Here is a 14,399-nt window from a genome sequence, read left to right as displayed (position 1 = left end):
AAGTGAAGCACGAAAACAGCAAGTACGGCAATGCTACGATCGGTAATGGTTTGCCGGCGCTCCGGTGTATATTGTCATTTTGTATCGATAAAGTGGTTGGCTGGGTACGGAACCCGGATAAGAAGAACCATGCAGATATCGGTGCGGCGATAGCGGCCGAACATATTTGTTTGGCTGTAGCGGTACAGGGATTAGGGAGTTGATGGGGTTATAATTTCGATCCGGACGGGTGAAATCTCGATTGTAGTTACCGGATGGCAGGAGCCTGTCGTGATCATCTCCCTGGGGTATGTAAACGCTTCCCGGCATGTGTTTCTGTCAGGAAACCGGTGAATGAGATAGTGACTGTACTGTAAACCGGATAGTTTGGCTTATGAAAACAGAACTGGAAAAATGTCTGGCCGGTGAGTGGTATGATTGTCATGTTCCCGTTTTTCCTGAGCTGAAAAGAAAAACACATTGTTTTATTGATGAAGTATAATTTCTTACCTTATGAAAGGAAAGAGGAAAAAAGGTTTTGTTGTGCGGGATGTTCGGAAGTATCGGTACAGGGGGGAGCGGTCGGGCATGCTTTTAGTTGAGGTTATGGTTGTAATATTCATATAGGTGATCGGGTGGTGGTAAACACTGGTTGTACCTTTGTCGGTTTTAACCGGATCGCACTCGGGAAGCGGGGGCTCATCGCTTCCGACGTACGGATTTATACGGCTAGGTATCCTGTCGGCTTGGACGAACGCCTGACTCCTGTCGGGATACCGGAAGGTAGCGAATATATCCGTCATACTTTTGCCTTGCCGGTGACGATAGAGGATGGTGGCTGGATCGGAGGAGGTGCAATTATCCTGCCGGGAGTCACTATCGGTGAAGGTGGTGTTATCGGGGCCGGAAGTGTCGTTGCCGAAAATATTCAGGCCAATAGTCTTGTTCCTGCCGGATGATACGTGAAATCAACAGAGGCAAGATGAGAGGGGATTAAATACTCGGGAAACCGGTTAGGCTGAATCTGAAATTAATCTATATCTTTGTTGGGTTAATCCTGACTATTGAATTTATATGAAAAAACAATCTTCATGTCCGTCAGCCTTGAATAGGGAAGAAACAGGCTATTCTGCACAGATAGGACCGGATTTTTTTATCCGTGAAGCTACTTTGGCCGATGCCGCTATCATCTGGCAGACGATATATGATAATCGGGTATATTTGCGTACGTGGCTTCCTTTTGTCGATGGATTGAAGGAGGTGGCTGACGAAGAAGCGTTTTTAAATGAACAGCTGGCTCTTCCCTATGCTGATCGGAACATCGTCTTTGTTATCGGCCAGGGCCACGAATTGTGCGGACTGGTGGGGTTTGTCATCACCGATAATATTAATCATCGCACCGAGATCGGTTATTGGTTGATCCCCGAATATCAGGGCCGTGGTATAATGACCCGTTGTGTCCGCCATCTCTGTGAATGGGCGGTCAGCGAACGGGGAATGAACAGTATTCGTATCCGTTGTGCAGCCGGAAATGCACCTAGCAATGCCATCCCCCGCCGCCTGGGTTTTACCCTTGAAGGCGTTGAGCGCGAAGGGGAATTGATGGCTGACGGGCAATATGTGGATTTGAACGTTTATAGCATTCTGAAGAGAGAAATAGAAAATTGGTAATCTCGTTTATTTTTGTTATCTTAGTACTTCAAATATAAAGGATTATTGGCTGATTTCATTAAACAAATAGTCTTATAATCAAAATGTAGATTTATCTGGATTAGCGTTATTTCGTTCCTGATCAGTGTCACCTTGCAGATTCCGGATAGGTGAAATCCTTCGGATTTCTGATTGGCGAACCTTTGGTGCTGGAGTGGCATTTTTATCAGGAACGAAGTTCCGCCAAGTAGCATCGGAGATGTGCCGATCAGCGAAGTACTAATCAGAAACCGTAGGTTTCCGGGTACAATGGTATATAAACGCCATGACCTTTTAGAAAAATCTCCGGGTACTACCGATCCATCGGTGATCATAAAAAAACGACTGTGGGGTGTCGACTTAATAAATTTTAGTTTATAAATGGTGATTAAGGAGGGTTATTGGGAGAGAGATTTCAATAAATGTAATTTTTTATAAATTCAAGGGGTTATGAGAATTGCGAAAAATGAACTGTTAGCAGGAATTCCGGTTTTGAAAATCAGGGATTATTTTCGGCTTTTATATTCCGGTTTGATGACAAGGGATGGCTTGGCAGAACGTTTCAATTTGAATGAAAAAGAGACGGAAGGTTTAGTTGGTGAATTGTTGTCTAAGGGATATATCGAACCAGCAGACAACGGCATGTATCGTTTGACATTGAAAGGAAATGCTTTAAGCATAGCCCGTTGTATGGCTCCCATTAACCGTGAAAAAGCAGATCGGATCATGCAAGAATTTCTGAAACGGGTAGAAGAAGTAAACCGGGATGATTTTTATCCATATCGGGTGAGCAAACTGGTATTGTTCGGTAGTTATCTGAATCCGGAACAAATGGATTTGGGGGATATAGATATCGCCTTTGAATTGGAACCGAAGATTAAAGATTACGATGAACTTATGCGTTATAATGATCAATTGGTGGATAAAGCCCGTAAAGAGGGCAAATCTTTCTCTTCTCTGATCGATATCCTCGGCTATTCTGAAAAGCTGGTCATATTGAAGTTACGGAATAAAGAAAAATACATCAGTCTCCACCGAATGACCGACGGGATCTTGCAAATAACGGCATGTCGGCAAATTTTTCCTTAGATGCGGGTAGGATACATCGATCGCTCATATTGAAGCCGTTCTTTTTTCAGGGGAATCGGTTTCATGTTTTTTTCCTTTCAGAATGAGGTTGTGGTTGTTAATGGTTTATAACGGAGAAACAGAAGATGATATGGAGAGATATCGTTAAAATAAAGATGTTTGGAACTGTGGGGCCATTTTTATAAATTGAAGTATGAAAAATTTTATCGGAAAATACCAACAACAAGAACAGGAAAATCAGGTATTTCTAGGGAAAAAATTAGAAATACAGGTTAATTTATTCATACAGGGCTTTAATTGCCAGGAACAAATGACATTTTATTATCTCAATGCTTTAGGCATGTGGGAATATAACGAACGAAATTTTGATAAGGTACTGATGCAGGCTTGTGTAAAGATTTCTTATTTGTTGTACAACGCTCATCAGCTTCTTTTAAGAGGAGAATATGGTGTTGCGAATATTTTGTTGCGTCAGGTCTTTGAATATCTGGTTATCGGTAAATATTTCTATAAGCAACAGAATGAAATATGGGCAGAAAAATGGTTGGAAGACAGGAAATATGAGGTGTATGATAAAATTTTGCGGCTTTTGAAAATACCTGATAAAAAGCATCTGTGCGATTTCTGGAAAGTATTATGTAGTCTGGCTCATGCTACTCCTTCTTCACAGCAGATAAGCTTGGACGGTCAGTTTAATGAAATAGATATTGAATTGAGTTATAATGTAGTGCTTATTTTACTCTGTTGTAAACATGTATTGGTAAATTATTTCTATTCGAATAGGAAATTAATGCGGTTAATAAAATTAAGTCCTGAAGTAGCTAAGGAAATGGTGGATTTGAGACAAAAGTCCGCCGCTTGGATTAAAGAGACGACATCTCTATTTTCAGAAGATGGCATAAAGGTTTTGAAAGATTATAAGAGGTATTGGGTATTTAAAAAATAGGATCGAATTGTGATCCTGGCTTTATAATATTGGCCCTGTTCATAATTTTGTGTAAATGGCGACAGGATTCAGTTGTAAGTTCTTTTATAGCTGTATTCTGTATCGGTTATCATTCCTTTCCGAATCCCTTCGGTTACATCGAAAATGACATAGGATTGATGGACGGCTTTTACGGACCAGAATAATATCGATGAGGATACCCGGATGCAAATTGAATTAGTTGATCAGGCTTTGACGGAATTGCAGGTAAAATATAAGCTGCAGGAAGAAATAAAACGTCCGGGGATTGGCCTTTATTAAGCCGGAAGGTTGAAGTTTAATAATCGAACTGATCTCAATTACTGATGTTGGAATAGAAACTTAAAAAACTCAAACCGGACGAAAGGTCCGTCCCGGAATCCCTTTTTTATTTTACAATCCCGATAAATTCCCCGACGACGATAAATCCTTCTTCATTCCTGATTTCAATAGGCTGATAATCCGGATTCAGAGGGTAAAGGATTATTCTTTCATGCATCCATTCACCGGTTTCCGGATCCTGTTTTTTCTCACTGCTGTATTTTTTGATCGAATAGCTGCCACCATTTTCAAAATCGTAATGTTCCGGATGTTGGACCAGGACAATTTTACCGATCCGGGAACCCACAATATTTGCACGGAATACGCAAAAATCCCCGTCCATGATTCGTGGCTCCATAGAGTGGCCGTTTGCCTGGATGATAAACATGCCTGAAGTCAATTTGCCCATGCCTTCTGTTTTGATCCAGCCTTCTTCTTCTGCCTGCTGCCATTCACCGAATTTACCGCAGGCGGCTTTCAGGGTGTAGAGCGGCAGGTAATCGATGTATTTGACGTCGTCATTGACTTCACGTTCAATGCGGGGGCCCTGGGGTTCCGGCAATGAAACTACCTTCGCTTTTTCTTGAGGAAGTTCAAGTTGTTGCCTGAAGTAATTTTCCAGTGGTTTGTCACAGAAATAGACGTAACAGCCCTTCATTCCCCGGGTAAGTAGGGTTCGGTAGGTATTTTTTATCAATTCTTCTGCAAGCTGTGCGGCTTGTGCCGGGGTACGCCCCACCTTGATCCCTTTCACGGAACTGTCCATCCGGGAGCGTTTCGTTACGTCTGTGACCACTTTACCGTTTTCATAGCGCAGGTCATTGCCGATAATCACGCCGGCATAATCCAGTTCGAGGCCCTGGCAGGTATGTATGCAGCCGATTTCATGAATAGAGTTTTCCCCGATAATCCAGGTACTCCCGTCTTTTTCGAGATTCCATTTCATGGCGAACCCGAAGTCAGGAATGTTCACATCAGTGGCTTCCGGGTTTCTTTTACTTTTCCAGTCCCAGCAATAACCTGCCACCATCCGCGATTTGTTGTTTGTTTTGTTTTTGTCTTCGATGGTTTTTCTCAGTTCATTCGGGTCACTGAATATCCGGAAATCGAAATCATCCTGCGATAAGCGGATGTTGGCCGTATCGTTGATTTGCAGGGTATTGTCCAGCCAGGCAAGATAACCGTCCGAACCGTTGCAACGGAATTGGGAAGATAGTTCGAGTTTCTTTATGGATGCATGGCAGGAGCGTGCTGTTTTTTCAATATAGGCAGAGTCTCCGATGTCCTTGATGTGTACCCTTTGATGGTCATCGACAAAGAAAATAACACATTTGGCTGCCCCGATAATTTCGCGGACCTGGTCTTCTCCCTGATTTTGAAACAATCCGCTCTTTTGGTTGAGGCGGTGGGCTTCGTCGACGATAAGCACGTCGAAAGTGTTGGCTGGCGTGTTGTAGAAAGTGCCGGATCCCCCGAACATATTGTAAATCTGGTTTTTTCGTAACGTTCCGGCCAACTTTGCCGCATACACAGCCCGGGGTGCTGCGTTTTTGGATACGTAGCGGGAGACCAGCCTGTTTCGGGTGGTCTCCACCAGCAGGTTGATTGCCACTACGCTTTTTCCGGTTCCCGGTCCGCCTTTGACAATCAGTACCTGTTTTTTGTCGGCACTTGCTTTCCGGATCATGCTCAGGGCTGTCTCATACACCACTTTCTGGTCATCCAGCATGATAAATTCCTGGTTCCCCTTGAGCATGGAAACCAGGTTGTCTGCAAGTTGCTTGGAAGGACGGAGGCGTCCATTTTCTATTTTGTACAGGATATCCTTTGAGTCACCGTATTTGACGTACTTTTTAATAAATTCCCTTAATTTTCCTGCGTCAGATTGGAAAAAAGGAGGGGCTTCGGTAATATAAGGTTCGTAGCGGGGATTCGTGATGATTTGGTCCTTCGGGTAATTATGGAGATAAGCGCAGGGGGTCAGCGTGATTTGCTCGTCCCGGACGGTCTGGTTATAATCCTTGATCAGCGTGGCATATGACCATGCCTGATAGGAAGGGTGTGCCGTCTCTGAGACACCATGCTGGAAACGGGTTTTTACCAATGCATCTTTATCCGTTAATTCAGCCGATGACCATTGCTTTAGTTCAATGATAACGACTTGTTCCTGTTGTACTTCATTTAGCCCGGTAATGATGAAATCAATCCGTTTGGAAGTCAGGGGAATCTGAAATTCAATGGAAATACCGGCATCTGCTGGGATGTCAGGATCTTCCATGATCCTGTCCATATACGACATCGAGTTTTTCCACGATAAGGTTTCATTGGCAGAAGTACTCCGGCCCAGATGGATTTTATATGCTTCCAGAATTTTTTTATCGATCTCATTGCTGAAAACATCATCCCGGAAACCTTGTTTGGTCGATTGGTATACAATCATAGTTCCGTATATTTTTTAGCTGTCCCTTTTGCTTTTTCTACCGGATATTTCTCCCCGTTCTTCCGGATTTTTTCCAGCACAATGTCGAAGATGTCCAGATGGTGCTTCTCGGCCAGCAGTAATGAATAAGTCAGTACGTCCGCCAATTCCTCTTTCAGCCGTTCCGGGTTTACCTCTTCGGCCTGGCTTTCTTTTTTCCACAAAAACAACTCGTTCAATTCCGATGCCTCCAGCAGTAGCGCCAGTGCCAGATTTTTCGAATCATGAAACTGTGCCCAGTCCCGTTCATCCCTGAACCGGATCAGGGCCTCCACCACTTCCTTGTATTTATCCATATCCCTATTGCCAAATAATTTTAACCAAAAATAAGGAAATGTTTTGAGTTGGGGAAAATTATAAAATGAAATGTTATATTTAAAAGAGAATATTCTGTATTAATCGAAGATTATGGATAGAAATTTTGGTGTTTTTACACCTTGGTAATCAGTTGACGGGATTAGATCGTCGGAAATTTATTGGGATATCCGGGAAACCGGACGAATTATTGATTGTTTTATTCTAATGATCATCCCGGGGAAAATGGACTTTAGAATTCAAAACAGTTATGACATCTTCATCCGGTTTGGTAAATGAAATCACCTCGGTTGTCGGTACCCTGGCGGTTTCGTTTAAAGAGAAAAAAACAGATCGAAGCTGATTTCCCGTTTCGATCGGATTAATAATAAACTTTGAAAATCTAACCGGACAAAAGGTCTGCCCCGGAATTTTTACATCATCCATCATCACAGTCCGGCTAGTTGCCGGGCTTGCTTGGAGGGTTTGGATGAGTTTGTGCAGTTTTTCCATGATGTCAGGGGATTTGGGTCATTTTTTCAAGAATACCTATTCCGGCTTCAATCAAATCTTCTTTCAGGTCGACAGGAATAAAAAATAGTTTCTCTTCCCGGTTTGGTTTCAGGGGATACCCTTTAAATTGTTCCTCCACAAATTCAGTTTTAACTTTATCGGAATATTTGATACACCATCCATGCTGTTCCGCACAATCCAGCGTCAGACCATTCTTTAACTCTAACCATTGATTGAAATCTTTGGTAAGTGGGTAATATTTGTAAACCAGATACCTGAATAGGTTGATGTGATAAGAGCTCATCCGGTCTTTATTGATGACATCAATCCAATAGTTATCCCATCCTGCTTCGAAGAAGATAATGTTATGTCCGTCATGCATGGCTTGCAGGGAATCCGGATATTTTGCGATATAATAGCGGGAATCTTTTTTGTTCAGGTCATAGTTGGTAAGGTAGTTGTCTATGATCTTCCGGAGTTTGTCATATAGGGAGACAGGACTGTCATCTTCGGATAGTTGATCGATTAATCCGGAAACTACAGGGTAGGATTTGGGGGTATTCATGATGTCTTTCCATCTGTCGCTAAATCCGAAGCACCAGTTACGTCCTCCGGTATTTATGGTATAGTCGTCGATGGTAATTAATGCCCTTGCAATCAGTGAATTGTCGATAATATTCTGCTGTGGAGGGGTGGACAAGGGGATCCGGATATGTTCCGGTTTAAACAATTCCTGGAACAAGCCGAACCGCTTCCTGAATGTATTTTTGTCGGCAGTTGTCCAGGGCTGACGAATGGCGTCGTTGTCTGAGAATTTTTCATACCAGATGCATTTTAACGAACCGTTCGTGACGGGATGTGCCTCTGCCTGCCAGAATAGCTCTTCAAGTTCCGGGTCGCCGGTTTGCCTGTAAATGTTGATCTTATTCAGTTCGTGCTGGTCAAAGACATTTTGTAATTCTTCCGGAGCCTCCTCTTGCTGGGTGTGGATGAAATCGTAGAACGGCAAATTTGAATTTCTGAATTTCCGCAGGAATTTTAGTAAAGGTACATTGTTGACCAGTTTTCTGCGGCAACCGTTTTCAAGGGTTTTGTATATCCGTAGCGGATCGCGTTCATCCCTGTTTTCTTTTACGTATACGGTTAACAGGCCTTTTAGCACGTATAGGTCCCCTTTTTCGAATAGTTGCTTGACTTGTTCCGGGTATTGCCCTTTTATTTTTTCCAGGGCTTGGTAGTAATCTGAAATGGAGGAAAGGGTGAGGGATACTTCAAGGATATCTTCTGCCGGTTTGATTTTGTCGTGCTCTTTGCAGGAGAGGAGCTCTATAACCGTACGCAAAAAATTATTCATCCCGGTATCCACCTGCCTGATATCTTCCCCTTCATTCAGGGAATAGAAAAATTCTTCCCAGGTATCCCATTGTTTGCCATATGCATGATAGGCTGATTTTAAACCCGATTCGCAGAGCTTCTCAAAAAGCAAGGGTTTTATATTTTCGTAGGGTTGTAATATTTCTCCCCGGCTGTTCATGGTGATGTAGAGTTCTTCCCCCTGGGAGGTGTCCTTTACGTTAAAGTACCAGAACCGGACCTTCCCGGCTATCGTATCATATAAAGGCCCGGAATTCTCTCTCAGTTTTTCATCGATGATTTGGAGGGATTTTAGGATGGTTTGGATGGAAGGATCGTTGTCGTAGATGGTGGTATACCATCCTTTGTTTTTTATTTGTTTTTCGATGCCTGTTCCTGTAAACCATGTGTTATCGGAAAACAATTTCCGGAGGAAATTGTCTGTGGTCGACCTGACCCGGTAGGAAAAGCTCATGTGCGTTCCGGAACATTTCAGCAGGCCGTTAAAATCAGCTTGCCTCTTTTCTTTTATAGATAAATAATAGAGGATCAGTACTAAAGTGGTAAACCGTTGCTGTCCATCGATCAGAAAACAGGTGGAATGTGATGCCTGTTCCGGCATATAGGAATACAGGAAACCGACGTTTATATCCGTTCCGGCCGTTGTGATATCCCGGATGAATTGTTCCAGCAATTGTTTGTTGTTACCCCAGACATATTCACGTTGGATTTCGGGGATGACGATGTCTTGTGTGCTTAAAATATCCCTGACACTTAAGGCTTCCATTTTCATGATCTTAATTGTTTTGAGTTAACCATGCATTGAAATTCTTTCCTATTTCTTTGGCGATTTTATCCGTATTCCGTTTAATATCTTCCAGTGTCCACCGGTTTAGCGGGATACCGGTGGCTTCCCTGGCATCGATATCTCCTTTCATAAATACGGCGAGGGTATGGGGACGTACATATTTCTGGTTCATATATTCCTGGAAAATTATAGTCCGTTTGTGGGCATAATCGGCATTCCCGTAGCTCCGGTTGATCCTGAGGTCCAGTAAAACCATATTGCCGATGGAATTCAGGCCGGCAGAATTCAGGAGGTTTTGCAGCTGGGTGAGTTCCTGTTCGGTCAATTCTGCATCGGAATGATTCAGGATTTCCTGCATCTGGGACCGGATATCCTTGAAATCTTCGGACTGGGCAAATCTTTCCCAGTCTGTTTTGATCGTGGCAATTTCCCCGTTGTCCTTGCGTGGGGTTTGGGAAAGGATATGCTCTTTGTCTTCCCCGTCTTTCTGTCCGGATTTGCGGGTAAAATAGTCTGTCGGTAATTTTTTTATGGACTTGGAATCCAGTATCCGGAAAATATCCAGCAGGATCAGGATTTGGTATAATTCCTTGTCATTGTTGTACCAGTTCTCCCTGAAGTCAGAAATTGCTTCTGTCATTGTCTTCAGGCATTTCTGGTAGTCCGGAGCTGCTTTTTCTGTTTCCTCCAGATACCTGTCCAGCATTCTGGTGGCTATTGTATGTTGTATGTTTTTCAGGAATTTATCCCTTGAATTCAATGCTTTCCATTGGGTGTAAATGTCGCGGAATGGAGTCTGTGCTTTGAAATTGAAGAACAGGAAACCCAGGTAATGGTACAGTTCCTTGTCATTATACCAGCGTTGCAGGATGGCATACATTTCCTGTAGTTCGAGGTACATTTCCCAGCGGTCGTCATCCGGGTTGCCGTTCGAGTTTTTGCCATATTCAAAGAAGCTGAAATTCAGCGATTCCTTTTCGTTTCTCCGGTATTCGTAATAGAGGAGGTAGAGCAGGTTTATGGGCAATGTGGTAAAATCAAAGCGGTTGATGCGTGCCATCCCGATGGTTTGGTCTGAGATGAATTGCTTGAAATAATCTGCTGTTTTTCCGAACCAAAGGTTCATCAGGTCGAGTTCCATGCCCATGCGTATGCGGAATTCACGGACTTCGCTGGTGGCGGAGGTGCCGTGGTATTTTTCTTTGGCTGCCCGGGTCATCAGGATTGCCCTTAACAGATCGGCACCGTCCAGGTTAACTTTTCCGCCATTCAGGCTGGAAAATATTTTCTCCTCTTTGTCGTCGACGACATTGACAATTAGTTTGACCCGGGATAGCAGGATTTCCAGAAATTTACCTTTGTCTGTTGCGGTGTTTTCTTTAAACCATGCCTGGATGCTCCGGGCAACTTCCCTGATATAATATTGGTCTTTCCGTTCGGGGACCGTCTCCTTTTCCCAGATGTGGCCAGTGAGAACCTGTTTTGTTATGAATTCGTGTGTCTCCGGCCGGATAGAATATTGTAGCTTATTTTCCAGGAGAAGGGGAGTGCTGTCGGTTTCATGTTGTAGAAAAGAGAGCAGGATCAGTAATGTGGTCAGGCGTTGTTGCCCGTCTACGACATGGAAACAGTTTGCGTTTGTATTTTTTACCAGGGTAATGTTTTGCAGGCAATAAAATGTAGCTTCAGCGTTTCCGGTTTCCTGCCGGAATTTCTCAATATCGTTTAATAAAGCCACTATATTGGCTTCGTTCCATTTATATCCTCTTTGGTATTCCGGGATGTTGTAATATCCGGTCAGTTCTTTACGCAGGAAGTCGGAGAATACTTCCTTTACGCTATAAATTAATTCGTCCATGGATTTGAAAATAAATTAGTTATCGTTTAAACAACTCCGGACTAACCTTTTTGTCAGGTTTTCCGGTAATGATATCACACCAACCCTTTCGCATCATGAAATTGTAACTTTTCCTTTCATCTCCGGAATGGATTGGAATTACCATCATGTCCCAATATTTATTTTAATTTTCTTTGCTAAATAATTTTAACCAAAAATAAGGAAATGTTTTGAGTTGGGGAAGGGATCGTATAGGAAATTGAAACAGGACTTTTGCAAATGTTTATTTGCCAGAGTATAATAGCTTGGTTATGCCGGAATTAATGATCAGGTCGGTTATTCCCTGGCAGTTGTTTTAACGGATCTTTAGTTCGCTGGCGGCAAATTCCGGCATATCTGAATACGTGTTGTCGTGGGGTAGATTTGCAGGTTATATAAAGTAAGATATTGAATAACGATGACATAAAAAGAAACTATAAAAACCTTTTAAGAAAATTTATTATCAAAAACATATTTCAACCTGTATATGAACGTTGGATAAGGCATTAAGCGATAGTAACCAAATTGATTTTACTGATGTGATTCTTCAAGCCACAGAGATATGTCGTACGTATATATTCTCGTTGTTTTTTCCTCTTAGGAATTCGGCCGTGCGCTGCTGTATGCGGGCATCGGCAAGCTGTTTGTCGGACACCGGCCTGTATTCCGGCCGATCGATGAACCGGTAGTTGTTGGGGACAGGCAACTACCGGTTCAAATGTTTTTTCCATACTCATGGAGATTTTATTCAAAGATGGTGAAAAAAACTGGACCTGTAGCGTTGGTTTACAGGCTTTTATGGGTTCGCCATCTGCGAAAAGGCGGCCGGAGACTTTTCTGCCGGAAATATCATTTTACGTTTCTTCGAGTCCATCATAGGAGGTTTATTGTTATATGCGAAAGACCGTTTTGCATGTGTTTCTGAACCGCCACTCGTAGAGAGAAAGCCGGCGATAGAAAATCATTCCGGCACATCATCCAGATGGGCATAATTCAACAGTTTGATCTCTCCTGCGGTATTTTCGAGTGTCCCCGCATACACGACGGTTTTGCCCGCTATCGGTTCCTTGATCCAGTTGTCCATCTGTTTCAGCGCCTTCTCGAAATCTGTGCGGTAGGTCATGGCCGACTTGATCTCGATACCGTACAACCCCGAACTTTTTTCAGCACGAGATCGACCTCGTTTTGGTTCGAGTCCCGGTAGAAATAGAGGTTGCTTTCCTTGCCCATGTTATACCGCTGTTTCAATGCCTCCGTCACGATGAAGTTTTCGAACAGTGCTCCCCGCATCTTGTCCCGTGCGAGCTGCTCCGGCGATTCGATGCCGAGCAGATGGCAGGTAAGCTCCGTATCCATGAAATAGAGCTTGGGCGTTTTGGTCAGCCGCTTGCGTGTATTCTCGAAATACGGGGGCAGCAGGGTTACGGTATAGGGCGCTTGCAGTACGGGCAGCCAGGCCGTTATCGTGTGGGAACTGACACCGATCTCGTTGGCCAGTTCCGAGGCTTTGAATAACGAGCCGATGCGCTCGGCACAAAGCCGGATAAATGTATGAAACTGCATCATATCCTTGATTTGCAGCAAATCGCGTACCCTTGTCCAGGTAGGTTTTCACATACGCCGGATAGAGGAATTTAGGCATGTTGCGTCCCGAGCAGATTGCCGGATAGAATCCGCTGAACAATAGATCGTCGAGCGGCGTACCGGTGGCTGTTTTCCGTATTTCGGCGCAGGACATGGGGAGCAGCTCGAATACGGCGGTACGCCCCGCCAGCGACTGCGTAATCTTCTTCAGCATGGCGAACTGCGAACTACCCGAAAGGACAAAACGCCGGTTGGTATCCTCGTCTACCATACCCTGAATATACGACAATAAATTCGGGGCATGGTGTACTTCGTCGAGGAGCATGCCTTCCGCGTACTGGTTCAGAAAAGCGATCGGGTCGTTTTCGGTAAAGCTCCTCACGTCGAGGTTTTTTCCTTTGATTGTATTGAGAATGATACGGAATTGATGGAAGGCTTTTCGGATAGCTCGATGGGGTGGTTTTGAATCTGGAGCATATTAAAAATACCTGCCTTTATTACCTGATAAACTCGCCGGATGCTAAGGGGGAAAAAGGAGGAAACCGGGAAAGAGCTGAACAGGTTGGACGCATTTTGCCGTGACTTTGCCTGGCATAAACAATTTATTGCAGAGAAAGCATTTGATTTTGAAAGTTTTTTGAATCGTTGCACAGAGAATCAGAAAGTGCAAAAAACGGGAATTACTAACCCCTAAAGGAAGGAGGTGTAAATACAAAAATAGATGCGAGGATTCTGCTACAAAACTTATACGACAATAGAGTTGTCAGTTATAAAAAAGAAAAGGGATATAATTTTTCAGAATATTCAGATAATATAAAAACTCAATTAATTTTCTTCCGGGCGGATAAAACCGATAGGGCGGCGCGGTTTGTCTGACAATTTCTGATGTACCTGCAATTCTGCCAGTGTCTGATTGATGAGTTCAAGTTGCATGCGGGTGTCTTCGTTGATGTCGTTCTGGTCGGTGAATATTTCTTCGATATATTGCTTTAACTCCTTTACTTCTTTTTGAAGGAGGGAATGTTTGTCTGGCGGGGGATTGGCTATCAATTGACGGACAGCTATAAAAGCACGCATAATACTAATGTTTATTTCTATAGCCACTTCACTATTCAATATAGAAGAAAGCATTGCCACTCCTTGCTCTGTAAAAGCAAAGGGCATATAACGTGTTCCTCCCCTCTGGTTTGAGGTCACAATTTGTGACCTCAAAAACTCGAATTCTTCTTTGTTTAATTCAAACATAAAATCAGTAGGAAAACGCTTTATATTACGTTTAACCGCTTGTTTTAAGACTTTTGTTTCCGTTCCATACATTTGCGCGAGATCAAAATCCAGCATTACCCGCTGCCCGCGGATTTCATATATTTTGCTCTGTATGAGTTGTAAGTCTACCATAAGCACATAGTTTCCGGATTGAATCCTATAAATTTATGAAAAATTCTTTATT

The 14,399-nt window shown here is 43.3% G+C and carries 14 protein-coding genes and 2 pseudogenes; 6 read left to right on the top strand and 10 right to left on the bottom strand.

The annotated features are described in order from the left end of the window. The first annotated feature begins 2 nt into the window (after positions 1 to 2). The 5 genes and pseudogenes from ODOSP_RS18720 to ODOSP_RS06385 all read left to right on the top strand — a co-directional run bounded on the left by ODOSP_RS18720 (position 3) and on the right by ODOSP_RS06385 (position 3,703). The gene (locus ODOSP_RS18720) at positions 3 to 203 is read left to right on the top strand and encodes a nitroreductase family protein (RefSeq protein ID WP_049782840.1); all 201 of its coding nucleotides are present in this window, start codon (positions 3 to 5) and stop codon (positions 201 to 203) included. A 170-nt stretch (positions 204 to 373) separates the two neighbouring features. Beyond that, positions 374 to 976: pseudogene (locus ODOSP_RS06405) on the top strand (maltose acetyltransferase domain-containing protein). A gap of 77 nt (positions 977 to 1,053) precedes the next feature. Further along, a complete protein-coding gene (locus ODOSP_RS06400) occupies positions 1,054 to 1,650 on the top strand; it encodes a GNAT family N-acetyltransferase (protein ID WP_013611550.1) in 597 nt (198 codons plus the stop codon). A 468-nt stretch (positions 1,651 to 2,118) separates the two neighbouring features. Then, a complete protein-coding gene (locus ODOSP_RS06390) occupies positions 2,119 to 2,757 on the top strand; it encodes a hypothetical protein (protein WP_013611549.1) in 639 nt (212 codons plus the stop codon). A gap of 193 nt (positions 2,758 to 2,950) precedes the next feature. Further along, positions 2,951 to 3,703 (top strand): hypothetical protein, encoded by a 753-nt coding sequence (locus tag ODOSP_RS06385; RefSeq protein WP_013611548.1) that lies wholly within the window; start codon positions 2,951 to 2,953, stop codon positions 3,701 to 3,703. Between the two features lie 406 nt (positions 3,704 to 4,109). On the opposite strand, the gene ODOSP_RS06380 is transcribed toward ODOSP_RS06385, so the two are convergent. From ODOSP_RS06380 to ODOSP_RS20165, 9 genes and pseudogenes are all read right to left on the bottom strand, one after another. Next, positions 4,110 to 6,482: a DNA/RNA helicase domain-containing protein gene (locus ODOSP_RS06380; RefSeq protein WP_013611547.1), complete on the bottom strand. Its 2,373-nt coding sequence runs from the start codon at positions 6,480 to 6,482 to the stop codon at positions 4,110 to 4,112. Next, positions 6,479 to 6,817, bottom strand: coding sequence for a MazG-like family protein (locus ODOSP_RS06375; protein WP_013611546.1), 339 nt, complete (start codon positions 6,815 to 6,817; stop codon positions 6,479 to 6,481). The genes ODOSP_RS06380 and ODOSP_RS06375 overlap by 4 nt, the downstream gene beginning before the upstream one ends. Before the next feature lie 223 nt (positions 6,818 to 7,040). Next, entirely contained in the window at positions 7,041 to 7,328 is a 288-nt protein-coding gene (locus ODOSP_RS06370) for a hypothetical protein (RefSeq protein WP_013611545.1), read from the bottom strand. A gap of 4 nt (positions 7,329 to 7,332) precedes the next feature. Then, positions 7,333 to 9,474: a DUF262 domain-containing protein gene (locus tag ODOSP_RS06365; protein WP_083813726.1), complete on the bottom strand. Its 2,142-nt coding sequence runs from the start codon at positions 9,472 to 9,474 to the stop codon at positions 7,333 to 7,335. A gap of 4 nt (positions 9,475 to 9,478) precedes the next feature. After that, positions 9,479 to 11,347, bottom strand: a complete 1,869-nt coding sequence (locus ODOSP_RS06360) for a DUF262 domain-containing protein (RefSeq protein WP_013611543.1) — start codon at positions 11,345 to 11,347, stop codon at positions 9,479 to 9,481. A 524-nt stretch (positions 11,348 to 11,871) separates the two neighbouring features. Next, entirely contained in the window at positions 11,872 to 12,096 is a 225-nt protein-coding gene (locus ODOSP_RS19630) for a hypothetical protein (protein ID WP_140403399.1), read from the bottom strand. A gap of 230 nt (positions 12,097 to 12,326) precedes the next feature. Continuing rightward, positions 12,327 to 12,488: a hypothetical protein gene (locus tag ODOSP_RS20175; protein ID WP_228026173.1), complete on the bottom strand. Its 162-nt coding sequence runs from the start codon at positions 12,486 to 12,488 to the stop codon at positions 12,327 to 12,329. Beyond that, complete coding sequence (locus ODOSP_RS20170) at positions 12,485 to 12,931, bottom strand: DUF4143 domain-containing protein (RefSeq protein ID WP_228026174.1); 447 nt, start codon at positions 12,929 to 12,931, stop codon at positions 12,485 to 12,487. Before ODOSP_RS20170 ends, ODOSP_RS20175 begins: the two co-directional genes overlap by 4 nt. Positions 12,932 to 13,145: 214 nt before the next feature. Then, positions 13,146 to 13,274 (bottom strand): annotated as a pseudogene (locus ODOSP_RS20165) (AAA family ATPase); the annotation flags it as partial. Here ODOSP_RS20165 and ODOSP_RS20160 point away from each other — a divergent pair. Next, on the top strand, positions 13,251 to 13,415 hold the full coding sequence (locus tag ODOSP_RS20160; RefSeq protein WP_228026175.1) for a hypothetical protein: 165 nt from the start codon (positions 13,251 to 13,253) through the stop codon (positions 13,413 to 13,415). The pseudogene ODOSP_RS20165 and the gene ODOSP_RS20160 sit on opposite strands and share 24 nt — an antisense overlap. A 359-nt stretch (positions 13,416 to 13,774) precedes the next feature. On the opposite strand, the gene ODOSP_RS06350 is transcribed toward ODOSP_RS20160, so the two are convergent. Next, complete coding sequence (locus ODOSP_RS06350) at positions 13,775 to 14,347, bottom strand: ORF6N domain-containing protein (RefSeq protein WP_013611540.1); 573 nt, start codon at positions 14,345 to 14,347, stop codon at positions 13,775 to 13,777. Positions 14,348 to 14,399 lie beyond the last annotated feature (52 nt).

The sequence above is a fragment of the Odoribacter splanchnicus DSM 20712 genome, assembly GCF_000190535.1.
GTDB classification, from domain to species: domain Bacteria; phylum Bacteroidota; class Bacteroidia; order Bacteroidales; family Marinifilaceae; genus Odoribacter; species Odoribacter splanchnicus.
The sequence above is the reverse complement of the archived record's forward strand: the minus strand, read 5'-3'. Positions and strand labels throughout refer to the sequence as shown.